The sequence below is a fragment of the Citrobacter sp. ANG330 genome, assembly GCF_047467925.1.
Classification (GTDB): Bacteria; Pseudomonadota; Gammaproteobacteria; order Enterobacterales; family Enterobacteriaceae; genus Citrobacter_A; species Citrobacter_A amalonaticus_G.
In genome coordinates this window covers 503,841-517,845 of sequence record NZ_JASJUI010000002.1, presented here as the reverse complement: position 1 = coordinate 517,845, position 14,005 = coordinate 503,841, and the positions used below count along the sequence as shown (strand labels likewise).

10 protein-coding genes are annotated in these 14,005 nt (G+C 53.2%); 4 read left to right on the top strand and 6 right to left on the bottom strand.

What is annotated here, in order from left to right; translation table 11 throughout:
* The first annotated feature begins 308 nt into the window (after positions 1–308).
* The 3 genes from ldtD (at position 309) to QNN88_RS08200 (ending at position 3,551) form a co-directional block, all read left to right on the top strand.
* Positions 309–2,159, top strand: coding sequence for a L,D-transpeptidase (gene ldtD, locus QNN88_RS08210; protein WP_414239770.1), 1,851 nt, complete (start codon positions 309–311; stop codon positions 2,157–2,159).
* Positions 2,160–2,335: 176 nt separating this feature from the next.
* The gene (locus QNN88_RS08205) at positions 2,336–2,884 is read left to right on the top strand and encodes a YcbK family protein (RefSeq protein WP_043001180.1); all 549 of its coding nucleotides are present in this window, start codon (positions 2,336–2,338) and stop codon (positions 2,882–2,884) included.
* Positions 2,885–2,903: 19 nt separating this feature from the next.
* Entirely contained in the window at positions 2,904–3,551 is a 648-nt protein-coding gene (locus QNN88_RS08200) for an MBL fold metallo-hydrolase (RefSeq protein ID WP_414239769.1), read from the top strand.
* A 51-nt stretch (positions 3,552–3,602) separates the two neighbouring features.
* Here QNN88_RS08200 and aspC read toward each other — a convergent pair whose 3' ends face one another.
* The 4 genes from aspC to pncB all read right to left on the bottom strand — a co-directional run bounded on the left by aspC (position 3,603) and on the right by pncB (position 9,463).
* Positions 3,603–4,793, bottom strand: coding sequence for an aspartate transaminase (gene aspC / locus QNN88_RS08195; RefSeq protein WP_414239768.1), 1,191 nt, complete (start codon positions 4,791–4,793; stop codon positions 3,603–3,605).
* A 183-nt stretch (positions 4,794–4,976) separates the two neighbouring features.
* Complete coding sequence (ompF, locus tag QNN88_RS08190; protein ID WP_414239767.1) at positions 4,977–6,086, bottom strand: porin OmpF; 1,110 nt, start codon at positions 6,084–6,086, stop codon at positions 4,977–4,979.
* A 602-nt stretch (positions 6,087–6,688) separates the two neighbouring features.
* Entirely contained in the window at positions 6,689–8,098 is a 1,410-nt protein-coding gene (gene asnS / locus QNN88_RS08185; RefSeq protein ID WP_414239766.1) for an asparagine--tRNA ligase, read from the bottom strand.
* Between the two features lie 162 nt (positions 8,099–8,260).
* Positions 8,261–9,463, bottom strand: coding sequence for a nicotinate phosphoribosyltransferase (pncB, locus tag QNN88_RS08180; RefSeq protein WP_253318994.1), 1,203 nt, complete (start codon positions 9,461–9,463; stop codon positions 8,261–8,263).
* 266 nt (positions 9,464–9,729) lie between these two features.
* Between pncB and pepN the strand changes: the two genes are divergently transcribed.
* Positions 9,730–12,342, top strand: a complete 2,613-nt coding sequence (pepN, locus tag QNN88_RS08175) for an aminopeptidase N (protein WP_414239765.1) — start codon at positions 9,730–9,732, stop codon at positions 12,340–12,342.
* A gap of 96 nt (positions 12,343–12,438) precedes the next feature.
* On the opposite strand, the gene ssuB is transcribed toward pepN, so the two are convergent.
* Positions 12,439–13,206, bottom strand: a complete 768-nt coding sequence (gene ssuB, locus QNN88_RS08170; RefSeq protein WP_414239764.1) for an aliphatic sulfonates ABC transporter ATP-binding protein — start codon at positions 13,204–13,206, stop codon at positions 12,439–12,441.
* On the bottom strand, positions 13,203–13,994 hold the full coding sequence (gene ssuC / locus QNN88_RS08165; RefSeq protein ID WP_414239763.1) for an aliphatic sulfonate ABC transporter permease SsuC: 792 nt from the start codon (positions 13,992–13,994) through the stop codon (positions 13,203–13,205). Before ssuC ends, ssuB begins: the two co-directional genes overlap by 4 nt.
* Positions 13,995–14,005 lie beyond the last annotated feature (11 nt).

Here is a 14,005-nt window from a genome sequence, read left to right as displayed (position 1 = left end):
TCTTAGGCTGCTGACAAGAAAGGAAAAAACGTGGTTTTTCCTTCCTTGTGGTTATCAGCCGAAAATCAATGAATTGATTTTCCTGGTTTTTAATGAGGTGATCTTTGCTTGTCCGGTATCGGAATAAAGTTTGTCATCACTCTCGGACGGCTGAAAAGCCGTCTTTTTCATTTCTTAAACGATGGATTTCAGGTGCATTTTCTTTAAACTTCTTTACATTAGGTTAGGCAATCGCATATCAGCCTTTCTATAATGAAGGAAAGCTCCGATAGATGTGAGCATGTCGTAATGTAACCAGAGGGCAAGGGATGTTGCTTAATAAAATTGGTGGTCGTCGGCTCCCGGCAATGAGTTTATGCCTGGCCGTAGCATTCGCTCCACTGTCCAGTGTTCGGGCTGATGAGCCTGAGGTTATTCCTGGTGATAATCCTGTTGTTGCCAGTGAGCAGAGTCTCGCCCAACCGCAGGCGCAATCTGGCGCAACGGCAGTGATGGCGGGCCTGCAGCCGCTCCCTGAGGGGGCGGCGGAAAAGGCGCGAGCTGAGCTTCAGTCGCAACTTCCTTCAGGCTATACGCCTGTCTATATGAATCAGCTTGAACTGCTTTATGCGGCGCGCGATATGAAACCAATGTGGGAAAATCGCGAAGCTGTCAAAGCGTTCCAGCAACAGTTGGCAGAAGTCGCCATTGCTGGCTTCCAGCCTCAGTTCACCACCTGGGTGGCGTTATTGACCGATCCGGGGGTTAGCGGTCTGACGCGCGATCTGGTCCTGTCTGACGCCATGATGGGCTACCTTCATTTCATCGCCAATATTCCAGTCAAAGGTAATCGCTGGCTTTATAGCAGCAAGCCGTACGCGCTGGCCACGCCGCCCCTGTCAGTCATCAATCAGTGGCAGGTTGCGCTGGATAATGGGCAACTCCCGACGTTTATCGCCGGGCTGGCACCTCAGCACCCGCAATACGCACCGATGCACGCATCGTTATTAACGCTGGTGGGCGATTCGCGCCCGTGGCCGCAGTTAACCGCCAAAACGACGCTGCGACCGGGTCAGTGGAGTAACGATGTACCGGCGCTGCGCGAAATCCTGCAACGTACCGGGATGCTGGAAGGGGGGCCAAAAATTGCGCTGCCGGGCGATGAGACCCCATCAGACGCGGTGGTTAGCCCATCAGCGGTTTCTGTCGAAACGCCAGGCGTTGATGCAGCGAAACACACAGAGTCGCGCAGTAAACCCGCACCGGCTGTTCGTGCTGCATACGATAAAGAGCTGGTCGAAGCGGTAAAACGCTTCCAGACCTGGCAAGGGCTGGGCGCGGATGGCGCAATTGGCCCTGCTACCCGCGACTGGCTGAATGTAACGCCTGCCCAGCGTGCGGGCGTTCTGGCGCTCAACATCCAGCGTCTGCGTTTGCTACCGTCTGAACTATCAACGGGAATTATGGTGAATATTCCGGCGTATTCGCTGGTCTATTATCAGGGCGGCAATCAGGTGCTGGCATCCCGGGTGATTGTCGGTCGTCCCGATCGTAAAACGCCGATGATGAGCAGCGCGCTGAATAACGTGGTGGTCAATCCACCGTGGAATGTCCCGCCGACGCTGGCACGTAAAGACATCCTGCCCAAACTGTGGAACGATCCGGGTTATCTTGAACGTCACGGCTACACCGTGATGCGTGGCTGGAACAGCCGGGAGGCGATTGATCCGTGGCAGGTTGACTGGTCAACCATCACGCCGTCAAATTTACCGTTCCGTTTCCAGCAGGCGCCGGGAGCGCGTAACTCGCTGGGGCGCTATAAGTTCAATATGCCAAGTTCAGATGCTATTTATCTGCACGATACGCCGAACCACAATCTGTTTCAGAAGGATACCCGGGCGCTCAGCTCCGGTTGCGTGCGCGTAAACAAGGCGTCTGAACTGGCCAATATGCTGTTGCAGGACGCAGGCTGGAACGACACGCGCATTTCTGATGCCCTGAAGCAGGGAGACACGCGTTACGTGAATATTCGCCAGACGATTCCGGTCAATCTTTACTACCTGACGGCGTTTGTTGGCGCGGATGGGCGTACTCAATATCGTACAGATATTTACAATTATGATCTGACAGCGCGATCCAGCGCACAAATTGTGGCAAAAGCAGAACAATTAATCAGGTAAATGAAGAGGTTCTGGGAAATTTGTTGTCGTAATATTTGGCAGTGACAGGGGCATCGGCCCAGAAGCCCCGTCATTGCTGGGGTTGGGCCAACTTGACGGCGGCTTTGATGCCAGTTAAGGTGCCTATCGTGCGCTAAAGCATATCGACGATAACATTGACCTGTAGACCTTAAACCATGGACAAATTTGACGCTAATCGCCGCAAACTGCTGGCGTTAGGTGGTGCTGCCCTCGGGGCTGCCATCTTGCCTGTGCCTGCGTTTGCCACACTCTCTACCCCGCGTCCGCGTATTTTGACTCTGAGCAACCTCAACACCGGAGAGTCAATCAAAGCGGAATTTTTTGATGGCAGAGCTTATATTCAGGATGAATTAGCCAAACTTAACCATTTTTTCCGTGACTATCGCGCGAATAAGGTGAAGTCCATCGATCCCCGACTTTTCGATCAGCTTTTCCGCCTGCAAGGGCTGCTTGGAACGCGTAAACCTGTTCAGTTGATTTCCGGTTATCGATCGCTGGATACCAACAATGAATTACGTGCCCATAGCCGTGGGGTAGCGAAACAGAGCTACCACACCAAAGGCCAGGCAATGGATTTTCATATTGAAGGCATTTCGTTAAGTAATATTCGCAAAGCTGCGTTATCTATGCGCGCAGGTGGTGTAGGATACTACCCACGCAGTAACTTTGTGCATATTGACACCGGGCCGGCGCGGCACTGGTGATTAACGAAACAGGAGCAGTATGAACTATCGTATTATTCCGGTCACCGCGTTCGCCCAGAACTGTTCTTTGGTCTGGTGTGAGCAAACGCGTCTGGCAGCGCTTGTCGATCCCGGCGGCGATGCTGAGAAAATCAAACAGGAAGTGGACGCCAGTGGTACCACGTTGACGCAGATCCTGCTCACTCACGGACACCTTGATCATGTAGGAGCCGCGGCAGAACTGGCGCAGCATTATGGCATCCCGGTTATCGGTCCGGAAAAAGAAGATGAGTTCTGGCTGCAGGGCCTGTCTGCTCAAAGTCGCATGTTTGGCCTCGGCGAATGTCAGCCACTGACGCCTGACCGTTGGCTTAACGAAGGAGATCGTGTCAGCGTAGGGAATGTGACTTTACAGGTGTTACATTGCCCGGGCCATACGCCTGGACACGTGGTTTTCTTTGACGAGCGCTCACAACTTCTCATCTCAGGCGACGTGATTTTTAAAGGTGGAGTCGGGCGCAGTGATTTCCCGCGCGGCGATCACAGTCAGTTGATTGACTCGATCAAACGTAAGCTGTTGCCGTTAGGCGATGATGTGACGTTTATTCCGGGCCATGGCCCACTGTCGACGCTGGGCTATGAACGGTTGCACAACCCGTTCCTGCAGGATGAAATGCCTGTCTGGTGAGACCCAATAAAAAAGCCCGCGAGTAAGCGGGCTTTGCTTTTATTGCACGTCTTACAGCACGGCGACAATAGCTTCGCACAGCGGCGCCATGTTATCCGGGGTCATTCCGGCAACGTTGACGCGACCAGAAGCCACCGCATAAACGCCAAACTCTTCACGCAGACGCAGAACCTGCTCTTTGGTCAGGCCGCTGAACGAGAACATGCCGTTTTGTTTGATGATGAAGCTGAAATCGCGATCCGCCCCTTTCTCTTGCAGGGTGTTTACAAACAGCAGACGCATGCGCTGAATGCGCTGACGCATGTCGGTCAGTTCCTGTTCCCAGATTGCGCGCAGCGCATCGTTGCTGAGGATAGTGGCAACCACCGATGCGCCATGGGCCGGTGGGTTAGAGTAGTTCGCACGGATGGCGGATTTCATCTGGCTGAAGGCGCGGTCAACGGTTTCTGCATCAGCGGCTACCAGCGTACACGCACCGACGCGCTCGTTGTACAGGCCAAAGTTCTTGGAGTAGGAGCTCGCGACGATCAGCTCTTTGTGCAGTGCGGCGAATGCACGCAGTCCTTCGGCATCTTCTTCCAGACCACGGGCGAAGCCCTGATAAGCGAAGTCAAACAGGGGTAACCAGCCTTTCTCGACGGAAAGCTGAGCCAGGGTTTGCCACTGTTCAAGCGTAGGATCGATACCGGTTGGGTTATGGCAACAACCGTGGAACAGAACCACATCACCCGCCTGTGCTTCGCTCAGGCTATTTTGCAACGCGTCAAAGTCCAGAGAATGGTTTTCTGCGTCGTAATAAGCGTATTCGCGTACTTCCAGCCCGGCGGAGTTAAACACGCTCTTATGGTTCGGCCAGCTTGGGTTGCTCACCCATACGCGTTTTACTGCCGTATTTTTTGCCAGGAAGTCGGCTGCAACGCGAAGTGCGCCGGTGCCACCCGGCGTTTGCGCCGTGCGTGCGCGTTTGTCATTGATAAGCGCACTTCCTTTGCCGAACAGCAGCTCCTGCGTGCAACGGCCAAATTCTGGAATACCGTCAATGCCGAGGTAGTTTTTTGTTGTTTCATTTTCGAGTAAGTATTGCTCGGCTTTTTTAACGCTGGTCAGCACTGGCGTTTTGCCAGTTTCATCTTTATAGACACCGATCCCAAGGTTAATTTTCGAAGGACGGTCATCAGCACGAAACAGATCGGCCAGACCCAGAATGGGGTCGGCAGGGGCGGCAGTAATGTTCTCAAACATGACGAGGTTCCATTGTGGTTACAGAAGGGAAATCCGTTATCAGGTTAACGGTAGATTTACAAAATGCCAACCGTTAGTGATGAAAAGCCTGAAGGTTTTTTGAAGTCGCAAGATTTTGCTGACAGGCATAAAAAAACAGGACCGAAGTCCTGTTTTTTAGGCATTTAACAAAGGGGTCTGCTATTAGAACTGGTAGACGATACCCAGAGCAACGGTGTCGTCAGAGTTCACGCCCAGTTTGTTGTCAGAATCAATCTGGTTGATCTGGTAGTCAACATAGGTGGACATGTTTTTGTTGAAGTAGTAGGTAGCACCTACTTCAATGTAGTTCACCAGATCTTCACTACCCACACCTTCTACGTCTTTCGCTTTAGATTTGTTGTAGGAGATGGACGGACGCAGACCGAAATCGAACTGGTACTGAGCGACCACGAAGAAGTCCTGAGTTTTGTTGGCGAAACCACCGCTGATCGGAGTCGCGTTACGGGTTTCACCGTAGTTGGTCGCAAGGTAAATGTTGTTCGCGTCATATTTCAGGCCGGTCGCCCACTGCTCAGCTTTTTCGCCACTGCCACGCAGTGCCGGATCTTGCTGTGCATTAGTACGGTCAGCAGCACCGTAAGCACCTACAACAGCGAAGCCTTCGAACTCATAGCTGATGGAGCCGCCAACGCCGTCACCGTTAGAACGACGAACATCGCTGAAGTTGTTGCTGGTCGGATCGGTAGCGTCAACTTCGTAGCTGCTTGCGCGCTCGTTTTTGCCCAGGTACTGAACGCCGAAGTTCAGGCCATCAACCAGACCGAAGAAGTTAGCGTTACGATAGGTCGCTACGCCACCAACACGGCCAACGAAGAAGTTATCGCTGTACGCAGTATCACCGCCGAATTCTGGCAGCATATCGGTGTAACCCAGCGCATCGTAAACGATACCGTAGTTACGACCATAGTCGAAGGAGCCCGCGTCACCGAATTTCAGACCGGCGAATGCCAGACGGGTTTTGTTGTTGTTCTGCGCGTCAGAACCACCTTCAGAGTTGTTACCGGCGAAGTTATATTCCCACTGGCCGTAACCGGTCAGTTGGTCATTGATCTGAGTTTCCCCTTTAAAGCCAAGACGTGCATAAGTCTGGTCGCCGTCATTGCCTGCGTTGTCAGAAAAATAGTGCAGACCTACCGCTTTACCGTACAGGTCCAGTTTGTTGCCATCTTTGTTGTAGATTTCTGCAGCGTTAGCTGCACCGGCTACCAGCAGGGCAGGGATAACCACTGCCAGAATATTGCGCTTCATCATTATTTATTACCCTCATTGGTTTTTTTATGACACCTGCCACTGCCGCCAATAAATTCCGTCAATAAAAATTTACGGAACTATTGATGAGAGTTTGGTGTCTTTATGTGTCTGACAGGCATCTTTCCATTCAAACTATCGTTTCGCTACCGTGAAAGTGCTACAAAGATAAAGAATTGGTTTCAGAAAGAAAAAATGTGTAACCAATTATTACATTTTTGGAACTTTGTGAACGACATCATATTTCGAATCGATTTCAGCGCCAGATCACACCACTTATATCTATTTATATGATTTTCTTATCTTTAATTTGAATAAAAGAAAAACGGCGTACAGAAAATAGACGTTTCCAGTTTTGCTTATGGCAGTATCTGGACGTCTGGAATGCTGTAGAGTTGTGTATAAAATGTGCTATTGGATGAGTAAATACTAATCCGCAATAAGAATACGGATTATTTTTTGTGCGGAAATGTTACGACGAAATATCAGGTAACAGTAGTGAGGGATTGGACGGTTGATCTTAGAATTGCTTACTTATTCTTCACAAAAACTGACATTTCAGGCGATAAAAAAGGCCAGCAACGCTGGCCTTTTTGAGGACCGTTTTAGAACGTCGCGTTACGTGGTGTACGCGGGAAGGCGATGACGTCACGAACGTTCTGTACGCCGGTAACGTAGGCGATCAGGCGCTCAAAGCCGAGACCAAAGCCGGAGTGCGGCACGGTACCGTAGCGGCGCAGATCGCGATACCACCAGTAGTCTTCTTTGTTCAGACCCATTTCCAGCATGCGCGCATCCAGTACATCCAGACGCTCTTCACGCTGAGAACCACCGATGATTTCACCAATGCCCGGAGCCAGAACGTCCATTGCGGCCACGGTTTTTCCGTCTTCGTTCAGACGCATATAGAACGCTTTAATGTCTTTCGGATAGTTTTTCACCACCACCGGCGCTTTAAAGTGCTCTTCTGCCAGATAACGTTCATGCTCGGAGGAGAGATCGACACCCCAGTAAACCGGGTTCTCGAACTTTCTGCCTTTCTTAATGCACTCTTCCAGAATGGCGACGGCATCGGTGTAATCCACCTGGGCGAAATCTGCTTCGATGAAACGTTCCAGACGGCTAATCGCTTCTTTGTCCACGCGCTCGGCAAAGAACTTCATGTCGTCAGCACGCTCAGTCAGTACGGCTTTGAAGGCATATTTCAGCATGCCTTCAGCCAGACCTGCGATATCACTCAGGTTGGCGAACGCCACTTCCGGCTCCAGCATCCAGAACTCCGCCAGGTGACGGCTGGTGTTGGAATTTTCCGCACGGAAAGTCGGGCCGAAGGTATAGATTTTCGACAGCGCGCAGGCGTAAGTTTCGCCGTTCAACTGGCCGGATACGGTCAGGAAGGACTCTTTACCAAAGAAGTCTTTGTCGAAATCCACTTTGCCCTGATCGTCACGCGGCAGGTTTTCCAGATCCAGCGTCGACACGCGGAACATCTCACCAGCACCTTCGGTATCAGACGCAGTGATAAGCGGAGTGGAAACCCAGAAGAAGCCCTGCTCATCGAAGAAACGATGCAGCGCTTGCGCCAGCGTGTGACGAACACGTGCGACGGCGCCAATCATGTTGGTACGCGGACGCAGGTGGGCAACTTCACGCAGGTACTCGATGCTGTGACGTTTCGCCGCCATCGGGTACGTGTCCGGATCTTCTACCCAGCCGCTGACTTCAACATCCGTGGCCTGGATTTCAAAGCTCTGTCCTTGTCCCGGAGAAGCGACAACTTTGCCGGTGACAATAACGGAGCAGCCGGTGGTCAGACGCAGCACTTCTTCATTGTAATTGGGCAGAGAATTATTAATGACGGCCTGTACAGGATCAAAGCAGGAACCGTCATAAACGGCGAGGAAGGAGATGCCAGCTTTTGAATCTCGGCGGGTACGTACCCATCCGCGCACGGTGACTTCGCTGTCAACGGCTACGCGGCCCTGGAGTACGTCGGCTACAGGCACAACGCTCATAATATTCTCTCTGTTAATAGTCCGATATATAAACACACGTTCCCCGGAATGGGGATTTCCTATGTTACCTGGCATCTGCAATCAGACAAGTAGAATTAACAGGAAAAGAAAAGAATTCAGAAATAAATGCTAAAAGGGAGCCGACGCGGCTCCCTGGCAGGATTAACTGGCTTTTTTGATATGCGGTAAATCAAACGCTTTGCGCAACGCGCGAACAAAAGCTTTGTCGTGGCAAATAGTTTTTCCCGGGCTGTCAGACAGTTTGGCAACCGGTTTACCGTTGCACTCCACCAGTTTAATCACAATGTTAAGCGGCTTAACCTGTGGAATATCGCACGTCAGACGTGTACCAATACCAAAACTCAGCTGCACGCGGGAGGAGAAATGCCGGTAAAGATCGACAGCTTTATTCAGATCCAGATTGTCGGAAAAGACCAGCGTTTTGCTGTGCGGATCGATACCCAACTTCTCATAGTGAGCGATAGCTTTTTCACCCCATTCAACCGGATCGCCAGAGTCATGGCGCAGTCCCTGGTAACGGGTCGCAAATTCGCTGCCAAAGTCGCGTAAGAACGCATCCATTGTGATGCAGTCGGTCAGAGCAATACCTAACTGATCCGGATATTCATTTAACCATGCGGCGAGAGCGGCGCGTTGACTGGTTGCCAGTTCAGGGCTTATCTGTTGATGCGCCTGGAACCACTCGTGCGCCTGTGTGCCCATTGGTGTGAGCGACAATCGACGCGCCAGATCGTAGTTACTGGTGCCAACAAACCACGACTCCTGCTGCAAACGCTTAACGATAGCCTGTTGCACTTCACGGGAAAAGCGTCGACGGGTGCCGAAATCCATCAGGTGGAAGCGGGACATATCGAGACTTGACGTTAAAGCAGAGAAATCGACTAGTTTCGTCTCCAGCGTATCGAGAGCCTGCGCGACGCCCACTTCTGGTGAGCGATAACGATGGACCAGCTCACTGATCACCGCCAGCAGTGGGACTTCCCACATGATGACTTCACGCCACGGGCCGGTTAAGCGGATATTCAGCTTCCCGTTGTCGTTGCTGACGGATACCTGTTGCGGGTCATAGCGAAAATCACGCAGCCAGTTGAGGTAATCCGCTTTGAAGAAGGGCAGGCCGGAGAGCCACTGGTACTCTTCATCCTGCAGGCGCAGATGCTGCATAGCATTGACCTGCTCGCGAATGGTGTCGGCATAAATACCCAGCAGGTCGTCGCCTCGGCAACGAAATTCAGCCGCTACCTGCACATCATAGTAGTGGTGAAATACGGCTTGCTGCATATGCAACTTATAAGCATCTGTATCCAGCAACGAGTGCAGAACAGGAGAAGCGAATTGTGTCATAGGTGCGCAGTAGCATCCTCTCACGGGAGCGTTTAGTACAATAAACAACTAAGAAAACCGCTGGAGTATACCCTGTTTAGCGATTTATTGAACCCCGATCACACCATAAGCTGACGTTAGGGTCGAGTGCATTTCGTGCCTCGTGTTATAAAAATGTAGCGAAAAGAGTGTTTGTGCCTGAAAAGATAAACATTCTGCGTAGCGTGATTTCCGCAACAGGAATAGACTGGAGTTGAGACTCTTCAAAAGATGCTAAAGGTTTTTTTATGACACAACAGCCACAAGCCAAATACCGTCACGACTACCGTGCGCCGGATTACCAGATTACTGATATTGACTTGACCTTTGACCTGGATGCTGAAAAAACCGTGGTCACGGCAGTGAGCCAGGCTGTTCGTCATGGCGCATCGGATGCCCCGCTGAAACTGGATGGAGAAGATCTGACGCTGGTCTCTCTCCACATCAACGATGAACCGTGGACAGCGTATAAAGAAGAAGCGGGTGCGCTGGTGATCAGCAATCTGCCCGAGCGTTTTACGCTGCGTATTGTGAATGAAATCAGCCCGGCCCGGAATACCGCGCTGGAAGGTCTGTATCAATCGGGCGATGCGCTATGCACCCAGTGCGAAGCGGAAGGCTTCCGCCATATTACCTGGTATCTCGATCGCCCGGACGTGCTGGCGCGTTTTACCACCAAAATTATTGCCGATAAAAGTCAATATCCGTTCCTGCTCTCCAACGGTAACCGCACCGGCGAGGGGGAACTGGAAAACGGTCGCCACTGGGTTCAGTGGCAGGATCCGTTCCCGAAACCGTGCTATCTGTTTGCGCTGGTCGCCGGTGATTTCGACGTGCTGCGCGACACCTTTACGACCCGGTCAGGGCGTGAAGTAGCGCTGGAACTGTACGTGGATCGCGGCAATCTCGATCGTGCGCCGTGGGCGATGACCTCGCTACAGAATTCGATGAAGTGGGACGAAGAGCGCTTCGGCCTGGAGTACGATCTCGACATCTATATGATCGTTGCCGTCGACTTCTTTAATATGGGCGCGATGGAGAATAAAGGGCTTAACATCTTTAACTCCAAATACGTGCTGGCGCGTACAGACACCGCCACCGACAAAGATTATCTCGATATTGAGCGCGTGATCGGCCATGAATATTTCCACAACTGGACCGGTAACCGCGTCACCTGTCGCGACTGGTTCCAGTTGAGCCTGAAAGAGGGCTTGACCGTTTTCCGCGATCAGGAGTTCAGTTCGGATCTCGGTTCCCGTGCCGTTAACCGGATCAGCAACGTGCGCACCATGCGCGGCCTGCAGTTTGCTGAAGATGCCAGCCCGATGGCGCATCCAATCCGCCCGGACATGGTTATTGAGATGAACAACTTCTACACCCTGACCGTGTATGAAAAGGGCGCAGAAGTGATTCGCATGATCCACACCTTGTTGGGCGAGACGAATTTCCAGAAAGGCATGCAGCTGTACTTTGAGCGTCACGACGGCAGTGCGGCGACCTGTGATGACTTCGTCCAGGCAATGGAAGATGCCTCCAACGTCGATCTTTCCCACTTCCGCCGCTGGTACAGCCAGTCCGGCACGCCGATTGTCACGGTCAAAGATGACTACAACCCGGAAACCGAGCAATACACGCTGACCCTCAGCCAGCGCACGCCGCCAACGCCGGATCAGGCGGAAAAACTGCCGCTGCATATTCCGTTTGCCATCGAGCTGTATGACAACGAAGGTAAAGTGATACCGCTGCAGAAAGGCGGTCACCCGGTAAATTCGGTACTGAATTTCACTCAGGCGGAGCAGACGTTTATTTTTGATAACGTTTACTTCCAGCCGGTACCGGCGCTGTTGTGCGAGTTCTCCGCACCGGTGAAACTGGAATACAAGTGGAGCGATCAGCAACTGACGTTCCTGATGCGTCATGCGCGCAATGACTTCTCCCGTTGGGACGCGGCGCAAAGTCTCCTGGCAACGTATATCAAGCTGAATGTGGCGCGTCATCAGCAGGGGCAGCCGTTGTCTCTGCCAGTGCATGTGGCGGATGCTTTCCGCGCGGTACTGCTGGATGAGAAGATCGATCCGGCGCTGGCGGCGGAGATCCTGACGTTGCCTTCGGCAAACGAAATTGCTGAGTTGTTTGATATCATCGATCCGCTGGCGATCGCTGAAGTTCGCGAAGCGTTAACGCGTACGCTGGCGACTGAACTGGCGGATGAGTTCCTGGCGATCTACAACGCCAACCGGCTGGAGGAGTACCGCGTCGAGCATGCGGACATCGGCAAGCGTACGCTGCGTAACGCCTGCCTGCGCTTCCTGGCCTTCGGTGAAACGACGCTGGCGGACACGCTGGTGAGCAAGCAGTATCGTGAAGCCAACAACATGACCGATGCGCTGGCGGCGCTATCTGCGGCCGTGGCGGCGCAGTTGCCGTGCCGTGACGCGCTAATGCGGGAGTATGACGACAAATGGCATCAGGACGGTCTGGTGATGGACAAATGGTTTATCCTGCAGGCCACCAGCCCGGCTGATAATGTGCTGGATACGGTACGCGGCCTGTTGAAACACCGTTCGTTCAGCCTGAGCAACCCGAACCGTATTCGTTCGCTGATTGGCGCGTTTGCCGGCAGTAACCCGGCGGCTTTCCATGCGGAAGATGGCAGCGGATATCAGTTCCTGGTTGAGATGTTGACCGAGCTTAACAGCCGTAACCCGCAGGTGGCGTCACGTCTGATCGAACCTTTGATCCGTCTGAAACGTTACGATGCGAAGCGTCAGGAAAAAATGCGTGCCGCGCTGGAAGAGTTGAAAGGACTGGAGAATCTCTCGGGCGATCTGTACGAGAAGATAACCAAAGCGTTAGCGTGAGATGTCGTTTTGTAGGCCGGATAAGGCGGTAACGCCGCTATCCGGCAAAATGCCCGGTGGCGTTTATACTCACCGGGCTAAAACCGTTCTGAATACTTATCCATGCCGGCGAATAGGTTGTTCTGTCCCCCCGCGCTGCATCACACGATTTAACACCTCGGCTTCCAGTTCTGCTAAACGTACGGAGCCCAGACGACGCGGACGCGCAATGTCGACCGTCAGATCCAGCCCAATCTTACCATCCTCAATCAGCAACACCCGGTCGGCCATCGCCACGGCTTCGCTGACGTCATGCGTCACCAGCAGCACGGTAAAACCATGTTCCTGCCACAGCGAAACGATAAGATCCTGCATCTCCAGGCGCGTTAACGCATCCAGCGCGCCAAGCGGTTCGTCAAGCAATAGCAGGCCAGGTCGATGGATTAGCGCCCGCGCAAGGGCAACACGCTGCTTTTGTCCGCCGGAAAGCGCCGCCGGCCATTCTGTCGCCCGGTTTTCCAGCCCAACCGCCGCCAGCGCCTGACGCGCAGCGTCCCGCCAGTTCCCCTTTAGCCCCAGCCCCACATTATCAATAACCGATTTCCACGGCAGAAGTCGGGCATCCTGAAACATCATGCGGGTATCGTCCTGGATATCGCGAAGCGGCGTGGTACCGGCCAGCAGTTCACCCGCATTCGGCGCTTCCAGCCCCGCGAGCAGGCGTAGCAGGGTGCTTTTACCCCCGCCGCTGCGCCCGACGACGGCGACAAACTGGCCTGCCGGGATATGGAGATCAAGCTGATTCAGTACGATGTTACTCGCGTACTTTTTCGTTACCGCATTCAGCAGGAGCGGCGTACCCTGGTTCAGACGGGCGGTATTCATACGGTGGCCTCCTTCACATGATAAGCCGGGTTCCAGCGCAGCCAGACGCGTTCCAGTAGTTGAGCGCTGACGTCGGCCAGTTTACCGAGCAGGGCGTAGAGAATAATGGCGACAACCACGATATCCGTTTGCAGAAATTCCCGCGCATTCATCGCCAGATAACCGATTCCTGAGTTGGCCGAAATAGTCTCCGCGACAATCAGCGTCAGCCACATCAGCCCCAGCGCAAAGCGCACGCCGACCATGATCGAGGGCAGGGCGCCGGGCAGGATCACATGGATAAACAGCGAAAAGCCGGATAACCCGTAGCTGCGTGCCATCTCTACCAGACCGCGATCGATATTGCGGATCCCATGCCAGGTATTGATATAGATGGGAAAGAGCGTCCCCAGCGCGACCAGGAAGATCTTCGCGGTTTCATCAATGCCAAACCACAAGATCACTAGCGGGATGAGTGCCAGATGCGGAACGTTGCGCAGCATCTGGATGGAGGTATCCAGCAGACGTTCCCCCCAGCGCGATAAACCGCTAATCAGCCCCAGCGTCAGGCCAATCGAGCCGCCGATCGAAAAGCCGATCAGCGCACGCCAGGAGCTGATGGCCAGATGCTGCCAGAGTTCCCCGCTGGCGGAGAGCGTCCAGAAGGCAATGACCACCCCTTCCGGCGAAGGTAAAATGCGTCCGGAGAGCCAGCCTATGGAGGAGGCCAGTTGCCAGACGGCGACGATGCCCACCGGTAAAAACCAGGGGGCAACGCGTAACAACCACTTTTTCGTTGGCGTTGCCATTATGGTTCTCC

Coding starts and splice junctions, on each gene's coding strand:
- ldtD (WP_414239770.1), top strand. CDS start 309: ATGTTGCTTAATAAAATTGGTGGTCGTCGGCTCCCGGCAATGAGTTTA.
- QNN88_RS08205 (WP_043001180.1), top strand. CDS start 2,336: ATGGACAAATTTGACGCTAATCGCCGCAAACTGCTGGCGTTAGGTGGT.
- QNN88_RS08200 (WP_414239769.1), top strand. CDS start 2,904: ATGAACTATCGTATTATTCCGGTCACCGCGTTCGCCCAGAACTGTTCT.
- aspC (WP_414239768.1), bottom strand. CDS start 4,793: ATGTTTGAGAACATTACTGCCGCCCCTGCCGACCCCATTCTGGGTCTG.
- ompF (WP_414239767.1), bottom strand. CDS start 6,086: ATGATGAAGCGCAATATTCTGGCAGTGGTTATCCCTGCCCTGCTGGTA.
- asnS (WP_414239766.1), bottom strand. CDS start 8,098: ATGAGCGTTGTGCCTGTAGCCGACGTACTCCAGGGCCGCGTAGCCGTT.
- pncB (WP_253318994.1), bottom strand. CDS start 9,463: ATGACACAATTCGCTTCTCCTGTTCTGCACTCGTTGCTGGATACAGAT.
- pepN (WP_414239765.1), top strand. CDS start 9,730: ATGACACAACAGCCACAAGCCAAATACCGTCACGACTACCGTGCGCCG.
- ssuB (WP_414239764.1), bottom strand. CDS start 13,206: ATGAATACCGCCCGTCTGAACCAGGGTACGCCGCTCCTGCTGAATGCG.
- ssuC (WP_414239763.1), bottom strand. CDS start 13,994: ATGGCAACGCCAACGAAAAAGTGGTTGTTACGCGTTGCCCCCTGGTTT.